13 protein-coding genes are annotated in these 13604 nt (G+C 63.4%); 7 read left to right on the top strand and 6 right to left on the bottom strand.

Annotated features, from left to right (window positions below; translation table 11 throughout):
- Positions 1-2: 2 nt before the first annotated feature.
- Complete coding sequence (locus tag CACC_RS07240; RefSeq protein WP_005278861.1) at positions 3-629, top strand: Rv2732c family membrane protein; 627 nt, start codon at positions 3-5, stop codon at positions 627-629.
- On the opposite strand, the gene CACC_RS07235 is transcribed toward CACC_RS07240, so the two are convergent.
- Positions 626-1726, bottom strand: coding sequence for a GNAT family N-acetyltransferase (locus CACC_RS07235; RefSeq protein ID WP_005278865.1), 1101 nt, complete (start codon positions 1724-1726; stop codon positions 626-628). The two genes, CACC_RS07240 and CACC_RS07235, sit on opposite strands and share 4 nt — an antisense overlap.
- Entirely contained in the window at positions 1726-3030 is a 1305-nt protein-coding gene (locus CACC_RS07230) for a DUF349 domain-containing protein (protein ID WP_005278868.1), read from the bottom strand. Before CACC_RS07230 ends, CACC_RS07235 begins: the two co-directional genes overlap by 1 nt.
- 136 nt (positions 3031-3166) lie before the next feature.
- On the opposite strand from CACC_RS07230, the gene CACC_RS07225 reads away from it, so the two are divergent.
- Genes CACC_RS07225 through dapF form a run of 3 tightly spaced genes read left to right on the top strand, consistent with a single transcriptional unit; the run spans position 3167 to position 5524 of the window.
- The gene (locus tag CACC_RS07225; RefSeq protein WP_005278872.1) at positions 3167-3787 is read left to right on the top strand and encodes a hypothetical protein; all 621 of its coding nucleotides are present in this window, start codon (positions 3167-3169) and stop codon (positions 3785-3787) included.
- The gene (gene miaA / locus CACC_RS07220; RefSeq protein WP_005278875.1) at positions 3769-4668 is read left to right on the top strand and encodes a tRNA (adenosine(37)-N6)-dimethylallyltransferase MiaA; all 900 of its coding nucleotides are present in this window, start codon (positions 3769-3771) and stop codon (positions 4666-4668) included. Before CACC_RS07225 ends, miaA begins: the two co-directional genes overlap by 19 nt.
- Before the next feature lie 10 nt (positions 4669-4678).
- Positions 4679-5524, top strand: coding sequence for a diaminopimelate epimerase (gene dapF / locus CACC_RS07215; protein WP_005278878.1), 846 nt, complete (start codon positions 4679-4681; stop codon positions 5522-5524).
- 5 nt (positions 5525-5529) lie between these two features.
- On the opposite strand, the gene CACC_RS07210 is transcribed toward dapF, so the two are convergent.
- Positions 5530-5997: a hypothetical protein gene (locus tag CACC_RS07210; protein WP_244262145.1), complete on the bottom strand. Its 468-nt coding sequence runs from the start codon at positions 5995-5997 to the stop codon at positions 5530-5532.
- Between the two features lie 93 nt (positions 5998-6090).
- Positions 6091-6900, bottom strand: a complete 810-nt coding sequence (locus CACC_RS07205; RefSeq protein ID WP_005278883.1) for a hypothetical protein — start codon at positions 6898-6900, stop codon at positions 6091-6093.
- Between the two features lie 75 nt (positions 6901-6975).
- On the opposite strand from CACC_RS07205, the gene hflX reads away from it, so the two are divergent.
- The 3 genes from hflX (at position 6976) to CACC_RS07190 (ending at position 10955) form a co-directional block, all read left to right on the top strand.
- The gene (hflX, locus tag CACC_RS07200; RefSeq protein WP_005278885.1) at positions 6976-8484 is read left to right on the top strand and encodes a GTPase HflX; all 1509 of its coding nucleotides are present in this window, start codon (positions 6976-6978) and stop codon (positions 8482-8484) included.
- Between the two features lie 32 nt (positions 8485-8516).
- Positions 8517-9797, top strand: a complete 1281-nt coding sequence (locus tag CACC_RS07195) for a uracil-xanthine permease family protein (RefSeq protein WP_005278886.1) — start codon at positions 8517-8519, stop codon at positions 9795-9797.
- A 126-nt stretch (positions 9798-9923) separates the two neighbouring features.
- Positions 9924-10955 (top strand): HNH endonuclease signature motif containing protein, encoded by a 1032-nt coding sequence (locus tag CACC_RS07190; protein WP_005278888.1) that lies wholly within the window; start codon positions 9924-9926, stop codon positions 10953-10955.
- A gap of 218 nt (positions 10956-11173) precedes the next feature.
- On the opposite strand, the gene CACC_RS07185 is transcribed toward CACC_RS07190, so the two are convergent.
- Both CACC_RS07185 and CACC_RS07180 read right to left on the bottom strand, forming a co-directional pair.
- Positions 11174-11446 carry an HPr family phosphocarrier protein gene (locus CACC_RS07185; protein ID WP_005278890.1) on the bottom strand — a complete coding sequence of 91 codons (273 nt, stop codon included), beginning with the start codon at positions 11444-11446 and terminating at the stop codon, positions 11174-11176.
- 55 nt (positions 11447-11501) lie between these two features.
- Complete coding sequence (locus CACC_RS07180) at positions 11502-13598, bottom strand: PTS fructose transporter subunit IIABC (RefSeq protein ID WP_005278892.1); 2097 nt, start codon at positions 13596-13598, stop codon at positions 11502-11504.
- Between the last annotated feature and the right edge of the window lie 6 nt (positions 13599-13604).

Raw genomic sequence — 13604 nt, 5'->3', positions numbered from 1 at the left:
CCATGAGAGAGCGAAATACCACCACCGCCGCCCAGGAGGCGGCACAGGCGGAGCGCCGAGCAGCACAAACCATGGATCTGCGTGGGCAGAAAGTGACGCTGTGGATCGCTGTGGCGGCCTATATTGTCTACCTCATCGTTCCTTATGCCGGCTCCGCCCACGGGTGGCAGGCCTTAAGCTTTGGCACCACCGAGGATGGGGTGAAGATCTCGCTGATGGAGACCGTCTCCGCGTGGCTCGCGCTACTTGGCGTGGGCGTGCTGACGACGGCAACCCTGCTGACCCGCCGCGCCACGCTCGGTCTGATTGCGTGGATGATGGTGACGGTTTCTTTCTTCGTTAACCTGTGGGGCTTTTGGTACCGCGGCTCCACCGCGGACGGCCCGGCCATTGGCATGTGGGTGGGTATGCTGGCGACCTTCCTGGCCTTCTTGGGCTTTAGCCTCGTCGCCCTGCGCCGCAGCCCGGAACAACGCGCGGCAGAAGAAAAGGTTCGCGCCTCGGCGGGCCAGCTGGATGAGGTAGGCAAATTCCAGTCCGATATTGCGTCCCCGCAGCCGCAGGAGATGCTTGTCGATGACCGCCGCAAGCAGGCCGCTGAGCGCCACCGCCACCAGCAGGAGGGCTAAAGGTGCAGCTCCCAGGCAGAAGACTGGGAGATTTCCCGCGCCCCGAGCCGCGCATACAGCGCGTTCATGGCGGCGTCGCCGGCTGCGACGGAACAATAGCAGCGGCGCACCTGCGGCCACGCTTGGTTGACCTCGCGTAGGGCGGTGAGTTTTGCCAATTGCGCCAAGCCTTGCCGGCGGTGGTCGCGGTCGGTGACGGTGAGGGTCCATTCGCAGACCTCCGGATCTGCGGCCTCGTGCCGTGCTAGCTCCGTGAGCGCTACGATGCCGTCGGCGTTATCGATGAGCGCTATGAGCAGCGTATGCCCGCGCCGCGAGCGCAGGCGTTGGTGCGCTTCTTCCAACCGCTGCCGGGACCACACGATGGGCTCGGTGGATAAGGTGCCGGTATCGGCATCCGCCGAGGCGACCGTTAAAAGGCGCATGACATCGTCGATATGTACCTCCGGAATGGCATAGTCCTGCCAAACCGCGGCCGAAAGCCCGGGTGGAAAGAGGGCGGCAGCCGGGTGCTCTGGAATATCGATGGCTAGTTGCCGCTCGCTATGGCGCCGCGTAAAGCCCAGGGATTGGTAGACCTCCGCCATTGCGTCATACTCCGGCGAAGTCTCCGGTGGGTGCAGCAGGCCCACGTGCGCGACGCTGCGACCGAGCTGTTGGGTGATTTTTAAGGCGGTATCTCCCATCCAGGTAGCCACCTTGTGCCCCTTGGCATCAAGCGGTTCTCCGGGCAGCGGCAGATCGCACAGGACGCACTCGATTTCCGCGGCATTGCGCTCTTCTAAAAGCGGCAGGCTGATGTGGATAAATCCCACGTAGTCCAGCTCGGGGCTCGGTGCGGTAGCGGGAATTTGGGGCAGACCGAGCTCGGAGACGGGCCCGAGCGTCGCCGGGCCATCGACCACCGCGAAAAGGTAAGTCTGCGATTCGCCCGAACCCTGCAGGCGGTGCACCACGCGGCTAGGCGAGGTCGAGGCCGCCGCATCCCCGCTTGCTTCCTGCGCCGCCAGGTTTGCCCAGAAAACAAAGGAACGGATACAATCCGCCGGTTCAGCCTCGGCTACCTGGGTCGGGCGCGCAATCTGAACGAGGTGCACTATTTATCGTTGACGGCATTGGCAGCGGCATCGGCAAATTCCTGCCATTGCTCCGCCTGCGCGCGCAGCTCCGCGGCCTTCTTCTCCTTGCCCTTAGCCTCCGCAGCCGCGGACTGGGCCTTGAAGTCTTCCACCTTGGCCTGGAATTGGGCCACGCGAGCCTGCGCTTCAGGGTCGGTGCGCCGCCATTCGGATTCTTCCGCTTGGGTGACGCGCTTTTCTAGCTGCTCAATTTTGGATTCGTACTCGCGCACCTGGTTGCGGGGCACGAAGCCGATTTCCTCCCACTTTTCCTGCAGTTCGCGCAGCTTAGCCTTGGCCTTGTCCATGCTTTGCGATGGGTCAATCAGGCTGTCGTATTCCGCAAGCAGCGCGTCCTTTGCCTTGGCGTTTTCGGCGAACTCGCGGTCCCGCTCGTCGTTGACCGCATTGCGGGCATCAAAGAAGCGGTCCTGTGCGGCGCGGAACTTCGCCCACAGCTGGTCATCGACCTCGCGCGGGGCGCGGCCGGCCGCCTTCCACTCCGCCATCAGATCGCGGTAGGCGCGGGCGGTGGGGCCCCAATCGGTGGAGTCCTGGATGGCCTCGGCGCGCTCGACGAGTTCTTCTTTCTTCTTTCGCGCGGCCGCGCGGGCGCGATCGAGATCCGCAAAGTGCGAACCGCGGCGCCGATTAAAGGAATCGCGGGCGCGCGAATAGCGCTTCCACAGGCCGTCATCGGTCTTCTTATCGATGCCCTTAATCTGCTTCCACTCTTCCAAAATGGCGCGGATGCGGTCGCCGGCGGCCTTCCATTCCGTGGAATTTTCGGCAATCTCTTCGGCCTCTGCGGCGAGCTTTTCCTTTGCCGCAATCGCGTCCTGCCGGCGCTTTTCCCGCTCCGCCTGTGCCTGTTCACCGGCCACGACCGAGTGATCAATAACCGCCGCGAGGCGGCGATCCAGCGCCGCGATATCGCCAATGACCGCAGCGGTAGGAAGGGTCTCGCGGAGTTCGGCGGCGGTTTGCTTGATTCCTGCGGCTTCGCTGGGGTTGGCGCGCAGGCGAGCCTCTAGGAGCTCGATCTCGGTGGCTAGGTCATCATACCGGGCGCCGAAGTGCTCGAGGCCCTCCTGCGCAGAGCCTGCCTGCCATTCCCCAATCTTGCGCTCGCCTTCGGGGGCGGACACGAAGACGGACCCATCGGCATCGACGCGCCCCCACTTGGCCGGGTCGTTTTTGCTCGGTGATTGCACGGGCACGGGCTTGGCTGTGGGGCGGGGGCCCTTCTTGGGCATGGAACCTGGGGTAGGGGTGGGAGACATGGAAAGCCCTCCTAGACATATATCGCCGCGCGTCACGGCTGCCGGATGAAATCACTGGTTACATTACCGCGAAAAATCGCCGTGTGCCTAGAATCTATTTAATTACCTCCTCTTGGGTAGATAGTATGGAGGAATAATGTTCAATCTCATGGTTATGCCCGCCTCGCCGGCGCTGGCAGTCGAGCTAGCTCCCAACGATGCCGCCTCGCGGGCGCTGCTGGCAGCGGCGCGCATGCTGGCGGTCGAAGCCGCTGCCGCCGGCATTAACGAGGCAGAAATTATCGGATCCCGCTCCTCCCGGTGGCATACCCGCCACACGGGTAGCCTGCGCGCCTGGGGAGCCCACCAGGTAAACGTGGGCGCGGGAGACTACCTGCCAGAAATCATGGCCCACTACGTCCTGTCCACGGTCCCACAGATAACGGTGCGCGATAGCCGCGACCGCCTGGGCATGCCAGACCCAAAGGTACTTAGCATCGTGGTTGCGGACGGCAGCGCGGGGCTTACCGAGAGGGCACCGCTGGCGCTTATTCCCGGCGCGCAGGAGGTGCACCGGTGGTGCGAGGAGGTGTTGATGGGGGCATCGGCAAGTAGCGAGGCCGAGTGGCTGAAGCAACGTGGCGTGGAAGAGCCGGCGCTCTGGCTGGAGCTTGCCGCCTGCACGCCCAAGCGCGCGCAGGTCCGGGCGACGGACGCCACCCTCGGGGTAGGCCGCTACGTGGCAGGTTGGGAGGTAACATGCGCCCCATCGCAGTAGTTGGCCCCACCGCATCCGGCAAATCCGCGCTCGGGCTGGCCCTTGCCCATAAACTGGGTGGGGAAGTGGTCAATGTCGATTCTATGCAGCTATACCGCGGCATGGATATCGGGACCGCGAAGCTTTCCCCCGCAGAGCGCGAAGGAATCCCGCATCATCAGCTCGATGTCTGGGACGTGACGGAGACTGCTTCCGTAGCGCGCTATCAGCAGGCGGCCTTGCGCGATATCGAGGACATCATGTCCCGCGGCAAGACTCCGATCCTCGTCGGCGGATCCATGCTCTATGCCCAGGCGTTGGTGGATGATTGGCAATTCCCGCCGACCGATCCGCAGGTACGGGCCAAATACGAGGCCCGCCGCGCCGATATCGGAACCGACGCGCTCCACGCGGAGCTCGCGCGCGTCGATCCGGCAGCCGCCGCTATCATCGAGGATAAAGACCCCCGCCGCACCGTCCGGGCGCTCGAGGTCATCGAGCTGACCGGCAAGCCCTTTAAGGCCAGCCAGCCGCCGAAGAACGGCCCGCCCCGGTGGGGGACCAAGTTGCTGGGGCTGCGCACGGATAGCGAGTGGTTGAACCCGCGCATCGAAAAGCGCACGCGCCTCATGTTTGAGCAAGGCCTCGTCGAGGAAGTCGAGCACCTGCAGGATAAGGGGCTTGTGGCCGATTCCACCGCGGGCCGCGCGATTGGCTATGCGCAGGTTCTACAAGCCCAGCGCGGCGAGCTGACGTGGGAAGATGCGGTAGAACGCACGATTACTGGCACCCGCCGGTACGTGCGCCGCCAGCGCTCCTGGTTTAACCGCGATAAGCGCATTACCTGGCTCGATGCCGCGGGCGATACCACCGCCCAAGCTTTGTACGCGCTTGGGCGCTAGGGTAGAGGCTATGAAATTTGCCAAAGGCCATGGAACCGAAAATGACTTCGTCATCGTAGAAGACTTCGACGCCGAGGCGCCGCTCTCACCAGAGCGCGTGGCGGCGCTGTGTGACCGCCGGGCGGGCATCGGCGGCGATGGCCTATTGCGCGTTGTGCGCGCCGGCGCCCTCGTGGACGCGGGCGAGTTGGCGGCACTTCCGGACGGGGTGGATTCCGCCGACTGGTTTATGGATTACCGCAACGCCGATGGGTCCGTGGCGGAAATGTGCGGCAATGGCACCCGCGTCTTTGCCCACTGGCTGCGCTCGCACGACTTGGTGGGCGAGGACGCATTCACCATCGGCACCCGGGCGGGCGCCAAGCAAGTAACGGTGCATTCCTGCGATGCCACTGCCGCTAGCGTCACCGTGGAGATGGGCCCCGCGCGCGTGACCGGAGTATCTACCGCGTCCGTGGGCGGTGAGTCCTACGCCGGCCTCGGGGTGGATATGGGTAACCCGCACCTCGCGGCCGTCATCCCAGGCCTGGAACCGGAAGCATTGGCCGCCAAGGACCTCACGGCGCCTGTCTACGACGAGTCCTTCTTTCCCGGCGGGGTGAATTTTGAGCTGGTGACCCCGCTGCGGGAGGGGCACGTGCACATGCGCGTCTTCGAGCGCGGGGTTGGGGAGACACAGTCGTGCGGTACAGGCACGGTCGCGGCAGCTACCGCCGCGCTTGCCGATGCCGCCCAAGCCCTCGGCACCGTCCATGTCCACGTTCCCGGCGGCGAGGTCACCGTCGAGGTCTATGACGGCGGCACGCGCTTGACGGGCCCGTCCGCCATCGTCGCGACGGGTGAAACGAGCCTGTAAGGGCCTTAGTTTTCGTCGTCGATCTGCCGCGTGCGGTAATCCGGGCCGAGCCGGAAGGCCGCGCGGCGGGCCGCCAGCCACGATTCTTTCAGCTCGCGGGCGCGTTCATCGGTGACGCGGAGGAGGGCTTCCAAGTCCTGTGTGCGCATGCCGTGGGCGTGGATGCGGATATTGAGGCGGCGGAGGAAGCGGCGCGCCCCAGCCAATTCGTAGTGGAACGCATCGATGGCGGGGTGGGAACAGTCGAGGTCCAGCAGTGCTGGCCGGTACAGCGTGCGATCCGCAAGCGGCTCGGCCTCCGTGGAGGTTTCGAATTCTTCGAATTCGGCGATGACGTCCTGGATATCGTCTGCCGAAAGCGAAATGGAGCTGCGCAGGGCCTTTCTTTCTGCGGTATCGGGGCGCGTGCGCAGCATGAACCAGCCCGCGCCCACCAGCATGGCGGCGATGATGAGTCCGGGCAGTTTTAGCATTACAACGATCGCGATCGCGCAAAGGACCAGGAGGATAAAGACAAGTGTCCTCCGGTTTTGTGGATCGCTAAGGAAAGGCATGGCCTAAAAAATCTAGTGCCCGCCGCAGCCGCAACCGCCGGATCCACAACCGCATCCGCCATCGCCGCAGCCGCCGGACGGCATGTCAATAGCGGCGGTGAGCAGGGCCGTACCGGAGATCACGGAATCCTTGGCCGGCAATTCGCCACGGTCCGCAGGCAGGCAGAGATCGAAGGGGAAAAGCCCGTCCATGACGAGGTGCGCGAATTTCTCGCCGGTGAGTTCATTGGTGCGCCACTCGGCTTCCATCACCCGGGCGGCAAAGGTAGCCGCCGGCGTGGGGGCCTGTGCGCCGGAGCCAGAGGCGATGACGCGGGCGCCCTCGGATTCAAAGAGGGCGGGGTATTCGCCGTGTTCGGCCTCGTAGGCAGCCGGGGACTCGTAGGTAGTGATATCAAGGCCCATGGCGGTCAGCGATACCTGCTGCCATTCCTGCCGCGGTTCTTCTGCCAACAGTGGCCCCTGCGCGAGGTTCGCCGTGACCTGGGCCAGCGGTGTGCCGAAGGGATCGATGATGTCCATGATCGCTAGAACGTCATTGAACATCTCCACGTGGGCAAAACCCTGCGTGACCGCATCGAAGCCGATAAAGGTGGCGTAGGGCTCTACCGCCAAGATATTAAGCTGGGCGCCCGAGGGGTCGCCGTATTGAATGAGCTGGCCACCGCGGACCTCGCCGGTAACGGCAAGGCGGTCCGTGGCGATGGCTGCCTCGACCGCGTCCTGCCAGCGTTCGAAATCCAGGCCGATCGCCTGCATTTCAGTATTCTTCTTCTGGGTAGTAGTCGTTGGCCTAGGCTGCGTCGTTTCCATAGCCACCATTGTATCGCTTTGTCCAGTAAGCCCGGAAACCGCAATTCCCGTTTTGCGGCCTAACGTGCCAAAATAGATAGCAATATGAACAAATTTTCCCCGCAGAATTCTGATAGCTCGGCGAGCAAGGACGAACTTCTCGCCCAGGCCTTCCGCGACCACGCGGACACCCCGCAGGAAACCACGCCCACCAGCGGCGATCTAGATTTGGCCGAGCGCAACGCCTTCCGCCGCGTTACCCGCGAGACCTCCATCCGCGCCGAGGACACCACCGATGGCTACGAGGTGGAATACCGAAAACTGCGCCTCGAGCGCGTCATCCTCGTGGGCGTGTGGACCGAAGGCACCGTAGCGGAGGTTGAGGCCACGATGGATGAGCTGGCCGCCCTGACCGAGACCGCCGGTGCCGACGTAGTCGAAATGATTTACCAAAAGCGCGATAAACCGGATCCTGGTACTTTCATCGGCTCGGGCAAGGTAAAAGAGCTCCACGATATCGTCGAAGCCACCGGGGCCGATACCGTCGTGTGCGATGGTGAGCTGAACCCCGGCCAGCTCACGGCATTAGAGCGCGCGCTCAATACCAAGGTCATCGACCGCACCATGCTCATCTTGGACATCTTTGCCCAACACGCAAAGTCCAAGGAGGGCAAGGCGCAGGTCTCGCTGGCGCAGCTGGAATACCTTTATACCCACACCCGCGGTTGGGGCGGCAACCTTTCGCGCCAGGCCGGCGGCCGCGCCGGTTCCAATGGCGGCGTCGGCCTGCGCGGTCCCGGTGAAACCAAGATCGAGACCGACCGCCGGCGCATCCGCACCGAAATGGCGCGCCTGCGCAAGGAACTGCGCGGGATGAAAACCGCCCGCGAGGTCAAGCGCTCCAGGCGCCAGTCCTCCACGATCGCCCAGATCGCCATCGCCGGCTACACCAACGCCGGCAAATCTTCGCTCATTAATGCCATGACGAACGCGGGCGTGCTTGTGGAAGACGCACTTTTTGCCACCTTGGATCCCACCACGCGCCGCGCCTCGCTTGCCGATGGCCGCCAGGTCGTCTTCACCGATACCGTCGGCTTCGTTCGCCACCTGCCTACCCAGCTGGTGGAGGCCTTCAAGTCCACCCTGGAAGAGGTGCTCGCCGCCGATATCATGCTGCATGTCGTGGACGGATCGGACCCGTTCCCGCTCAAGCAAATCGAGGCGGTCAATGAGGTCATCTACGATATCGTCAGCGAGACTGGTGAGCAGGCCCCGCCGGAAATCATCGTGATCAATAAGATCGACCAGGCCGATCCGCTTGTGCTCGCGGAGCTGCGCCACGTCCTGGATCATGAGGACGTCGTCTATGTTTCGGCGCGCACGGGGGAGGGCATCGACGAGCTGAGCGCGCGCGTGGAGCTCTTCCTCAACTCCCGCGATAGCCACGTTAAGCTGCAGGTTCCCTTCACCCGCGGCGATGTCGTTTCCCGCGTGCATGCCGAGGGCACCGTGCGTAGCGAGGAATACACCGAGGACGGCACGCTTGTCGATGTCCGCTTGCCCGCCACCACCGCCCGCGAGCTCGCCGAATTCATCGTGGAGGAAGATTCCTAAAATTCGTGCTCCATGGCCCATAATGGTGGTTCGTGAGCATACTAGGTTGGACCGTCCACGGCGACGGTAAGAAGATTGCACCAGGCGCCGTGGTCGCGCCCGAGGAACGACTAAGTTGGGGCCGAACCATTGGCATCGGCATGCAGCACGTGGTGGCGATGTTCGGTGCTACGCTGCTGGTGCCCACCCTGACCGGCTTTCCGGTCAATACCACGCTGCTATTTTCCGGCATCGGCACCATCCTCTTCCTGCTGATTACGCGCAATCGCCTGCCGTCCTACCTGGGGTCGTCGTTCGCCTTCATCGCCCCGCTGACCGCCTCGCAGCAATACGGGATTGCGGCGCAGGCCGGATCCATTCTGGTGACCGGTTTGGTGCTGGTGGCGGTCGGATTCGTGGTCAAGGCTGCCGGCAGGCGGGTGCTCGATGCGGTGATGCCGCCGGCGGTTACCGGCGCCATCGTCGCGCTCATCGGGCTTAATTTGGCGCCGAATGCGGCCGAGAACTTCGCCAGCCAGCCCTTGGTCGCAGGCATCACGCTGCTGGTTATTCTCCTAGCCACGGTTGCCGGGCGCGGCATGGTTTCGCGCCTGTCCATCCTCATCGGCGTGGTCGTCGGCTGGGTTTTCGCCGCCCTGACCGGCAATTTGGGCGAGGATGCCAAGGCCGCCATCGATGCCGCACCGTGGGTAGGCCTGCCCGAATTCCACGCCCCAGAGTTCCATCTTTCCGCGATCGCCGTGGCCTTGCCGGTGCTCGTGGTGCTGATTGCGGAAAACGTCGGCCACGTCAAAGCCGTCTCCGAGATGACCAACCGCGACTTGGACGACCTCGCCGGCGATGCCCTGATTGCCGATGGCCTCGCCTCTTCCCTCGCCGGTGGCTTCGGCGGCTCCGGTACCACGACCTACGCTGAGAATATCGGCGTTATGGCCGCCACGCGCGTCTATTCCACCGCCGCGTATTGGGTTGCGGCCCTAACCGCCATCCTATTGGCCTTCGTCCCGAAGTTCGGCGCGCTGATTTTCACCATCCCCACCGGCGTGCTCGGCGGGGCCACCCTCGTGCTCTATGGTCTTATCGGCATGCTGGGCGTGCGCATCTGGATGGATAATGAGGTCAACTTCAATAACCCGGTGAACCTGACGGCGGCTGCGGTGGCTTTGATCGCGGGCATCGGCAACCTGACCCTGACCGTGGGTGGGGTGAGCCTGGAGGGCATCGCCTGGGGCTCTGTCGGCATCATCGTTGCCTATCCCATCATGCGGCGCCTGTACGAAACCGTGGGCGAAGGCCACGATGCTAAATACTAAATTCTGTGGATAACTTTGTTGACCCTGCCGCGAAATAGCGCCGTGGCGGCAAGGTTTACCGCGTAATCCACAGGCCTTCGTGCGTGCGGTCGCCTTTGCACCGGGTTGTGCGCTGTACTAGGCGGCATGAACGCACTCGACCGTTATTTAACCGCGCTGGGCCAAGGGATGGACATCATCGCCGCCGCCCAGGGCTTAAGCGAGCGCGATTTGGTGCAGCGCGGCGCCAGCGACGTCGCCGCGCGCGAGGTGGTGCACCTTTGCGATGTCTACTTTGGCCGCTGTGCCTTTAGCGCCAAGCAACGCACGGCCCGCTCGACGACGCACCCGCTCGACGTACTCAGCCTCATCGAAAAGTTCGCGCTGCGCGCTCGCACCCAGCGCGATGCCTGGGCCGTACGCTCCGAGTTATGCCAGTTCCGCGGAAGCGCCACTGCCTTGCGCAAGCGGGCGCGCGCCCTCTTGCGGGAGCTGCAACCGCCCCGCACTCCCAAGAAAGGCGTGCGGATCACCCGCCGGCCGCGCGGACCGTGGTCGTTGACCATCACCGGGGAATCCGCCGACGTCGCAGATATGCACTCTGCCCTCGATAACGAGCGCCCATTGGAATCGGTCAAGTCCATCTTCTTCGGCGGGAAGTCGGGGGCGCGCACCACTGCGACCACGCAGGTGGTCATCACCTTGGACGAGCTCGACCGCATCGTCGATGGCGATGGCGAGGAAATAACCCTGCAGCTCACCAACGGCTCGCGCATCAGCGGTGCCGACCTCGCGAGCCGGGTTTTAAGCGATCACGGATACATCACGCTTGTGCATCCCGTTGAGGGTCCGGTCAATTTGTACCGCACGTCCCGGTTTGCCAATGCGAAGCAGCGCTTGATGGCGGCCGCCGTCAATCCTGTATGCCCCTGGGAAAAGTGCAATTATCCTGCCGATGAGTGCCAGATCCACCACCTAGACAGCTGGCAGCACGGTGGCAATACCAATGCCGCTAACCTCGCGACCTGCTGCCCGTACCATAACGGCGTCAACGATGATGACCCGCAGGCCCCGCCGCGGCGCGGGCGATTGGCCCGAATACAAGGAAAGGTCCGCTGGCTTCCGCCGTGGGCCACGAACCCCGGCAGCCCGAACGAAAACGACCGGCCGCCATCCTAAGAATCCGGGCCAAGAGAATTAGCGCAAAAGGATCCGCGCGCCCGCACCGATCCACCGGCTCAGGACCAAAAATCTAAGCGACCGCGCAAATGCGCCGCGCGACCTGAATAGCCGGCGCAATGGGCACTGGGAAACGGCCTATGGATCGCAAAAGCTCCCCGCCAACAAGGCGAGGAGCATACTAGGCGTGCTTAGGCACTACTAGCGAGCAGCAGCGCTTAGGAAGCGTCGAGATCCTGCTCGATGAGGCCGGCGATCTTCTCAACGGCTTCTTCGTTATCAGAGGTAACGGTGACCTCGTCGCCCTGCTCGGCACCGAGGGCCATGATCATCAGGGAAGAAGCGGCGTCGGTTTCGTTATCGTCATCTTCTTCACCAACGAGGCTCAGGAAGATGTCCTCATCGTATTCGCCAGCGGCGTCAGCGATGATGGAGGCAGGACGTGCGTGCAGTCCTACAGAGGAGCCAACCTTTACAGTCTTGGAAGCCATGGAAATTATCCTTTCTGTAGTTAATTTATCGTGATCCAGTGTACGAGCGTTTGGTTTATGCCGCCACGTTCTGGGAAGCGGTTTTGGACCCTGGAGCGGCCTTTTGGGCAGCTTCCTGGACGGTCTTATTAGGCCAGAATTGCTTCATGGCCAAGACCGCGACGGTAGATACCGCCACGCCGGCAAAGATGGCTACCAGGTAGGCCCAGAACGGGTCGATAGCAAAGGCAACGAAGATACCACCGTGCGGGGCGCGCGACTCGACCGACAGTGCCATGGAAATAGCACCCGTCATGGCGCCACCAGCCATCATGGAAGGGATGACGCGGAACGGATCGGCCGCGGCGAAGGGGATGGCGCCTTCGGAGACGAAGGACAAGCCGAGCAACCAGGCGGACCTACCGTTTTCCTGCTCGGCAGGGGTAAATAGCGACTTGCGGATGAAGGTTGCCAAGGACAGCGCGATGGGCGGAACCATGCCGGCGGCCATGACAGCGGCCATGATTTGCATGGAGGCTGCGTCGCCAGTGGACAAGCCTGCGGTGGCAAAGAGGTATGCGGCCTTGTTGACCGGGCCGCCCAGGTCGACGCACATCATCAGGCCCAAGATGATGCCGAGCACTATGGCAGAAGAGCCAGACATGGAAGACAGCCAGTCTTGCAGGCCCTCCATCAGCGCGGCCAGTGGGGCGCCCAGCAACAGGTACATCGCCAAGCCAACGACCAGGGAGGTCAAAAGTGGAATGATGACCACCGGCATGAGGGAGCCGAGCCAGCGCGGGACCTTCCAATTGCCAATCCACAGGGCGATAAAGCCGGCCAACAAACCGGTCACCAGGCCACCGATAAAGCCCGCGTCGAGGGTCACGGCGATAGCACCGCCGACAAAGCCCGGCGCAATACCAGGGCGCCCGGCCAGGGCGTAAGCGATGTAGCCAGATAACGCGGCAACAATAAAGCCCATTGCAGCCTGGCCAATGGCAAAGAGCACTGCGCCTATATAGAGCCCGAACCCGGAGTTCTCGAACGACATGGTCTCGCCGTCGACGGTAATCTCATTGCCCGGCAGGTTGGACAGGGAATAATCCGTGGAAAGCGCCTGCCAGCCATTGGCCATATCGGCGCCGCCGAAGAGGAATCCGAGGGCCAAGAGAAGGCCACCGGCGGCAACGAACGGCACCATGTAGGACACGCCGGTCATAATCGCCTGCTGGATGCGCTTGCCCCAACCCAGCGATTTTCCTTCCTCTTCGGCGGAGGAGGAAGAGGCGGTGCCAGAGACCTTTCGGGCATTCGGGTTCTTCGCCGCCGCGATGGCTTCATCGAGCATCTTGCCGGGTTCGTTGATGGCGCGCTTGACGCCGGATTCGATGACGGGTTTGCCCGCGAAGCGCTCGCGGTCGCGCACTCCGACGTCCGTGGCGAAGATGACCGCATCGGCAGCGTCGATGGTGGACTGCGAGACCGATTCATTATTGGACGAGCCCTGGGTTTCGACGGTGAGATCGACGTCGTCGCGCTCGCCGGCGGTTTGGGTGAGGGCATCGGCAGCCATGTAGGTGTGTGCGATGCCGGTTGGGCAGGCGGTGATGGCAACGATGCGGGTAGCTTGTGCCGAAGCACCTGCGCTTGCCGATGCCCCTTCCGCAGCCCCAGCTGCAGCCTCCGCGGTGTCCTGCTTTTTCTTCTTCGGCTTTTCCGCGTTGACGACAGCGAGGATTTCCTTGACAATTTCTTCCTTCGTCGACGCGGTGCGCAGGGCCTCTAAAAAGTCCTTGCGCACGAGGGCGCGGGCAAGCTTGGAAAGAATCTGCAGGTGGGCTTTGCCACCGCCGGCGGGTGCGGCGATGAGGAAGACCAACTGGGCGTCGCCGTCTGGGCCGGAAAAATCTACGCCGCGGGTAAGGCGGGCGAAAGCTAGGGTCGGTTCGGTGGCGGCCTCGGAACGGCAGTGGGGGATGGCCACGCCGCCTGGCACGCCGGTGCCGGCCTTGGCTTCGCGGTCGATGGCGGGCTGGGCGAGGCCTGCGACCTCGGTCGCGCGCCCGGTATCGTGCACCAAGGTGGCAAGGTTGGTGATAACGGAGTCGACGCTATCGCCAAAGTCGGCGTCAAGCGCGACAAGTTCTGTGGTGATGAGATCGGATGCCATGATGGA

This window comes from Corynebacterium accolens (assembly GCF_023520795.1).
Lineage (GTDB): Bacteria > Actinomycetota > Actinomycetes > Mycobacteriales > Mycobacteriaceae > Corynebacterium > Corynebacterium accolens.
The sequence above is the reverse complement of the archived record's forward strand: the minus strand, read 5'-3'. Positions and strand labels throughout refer to the sequence as shown.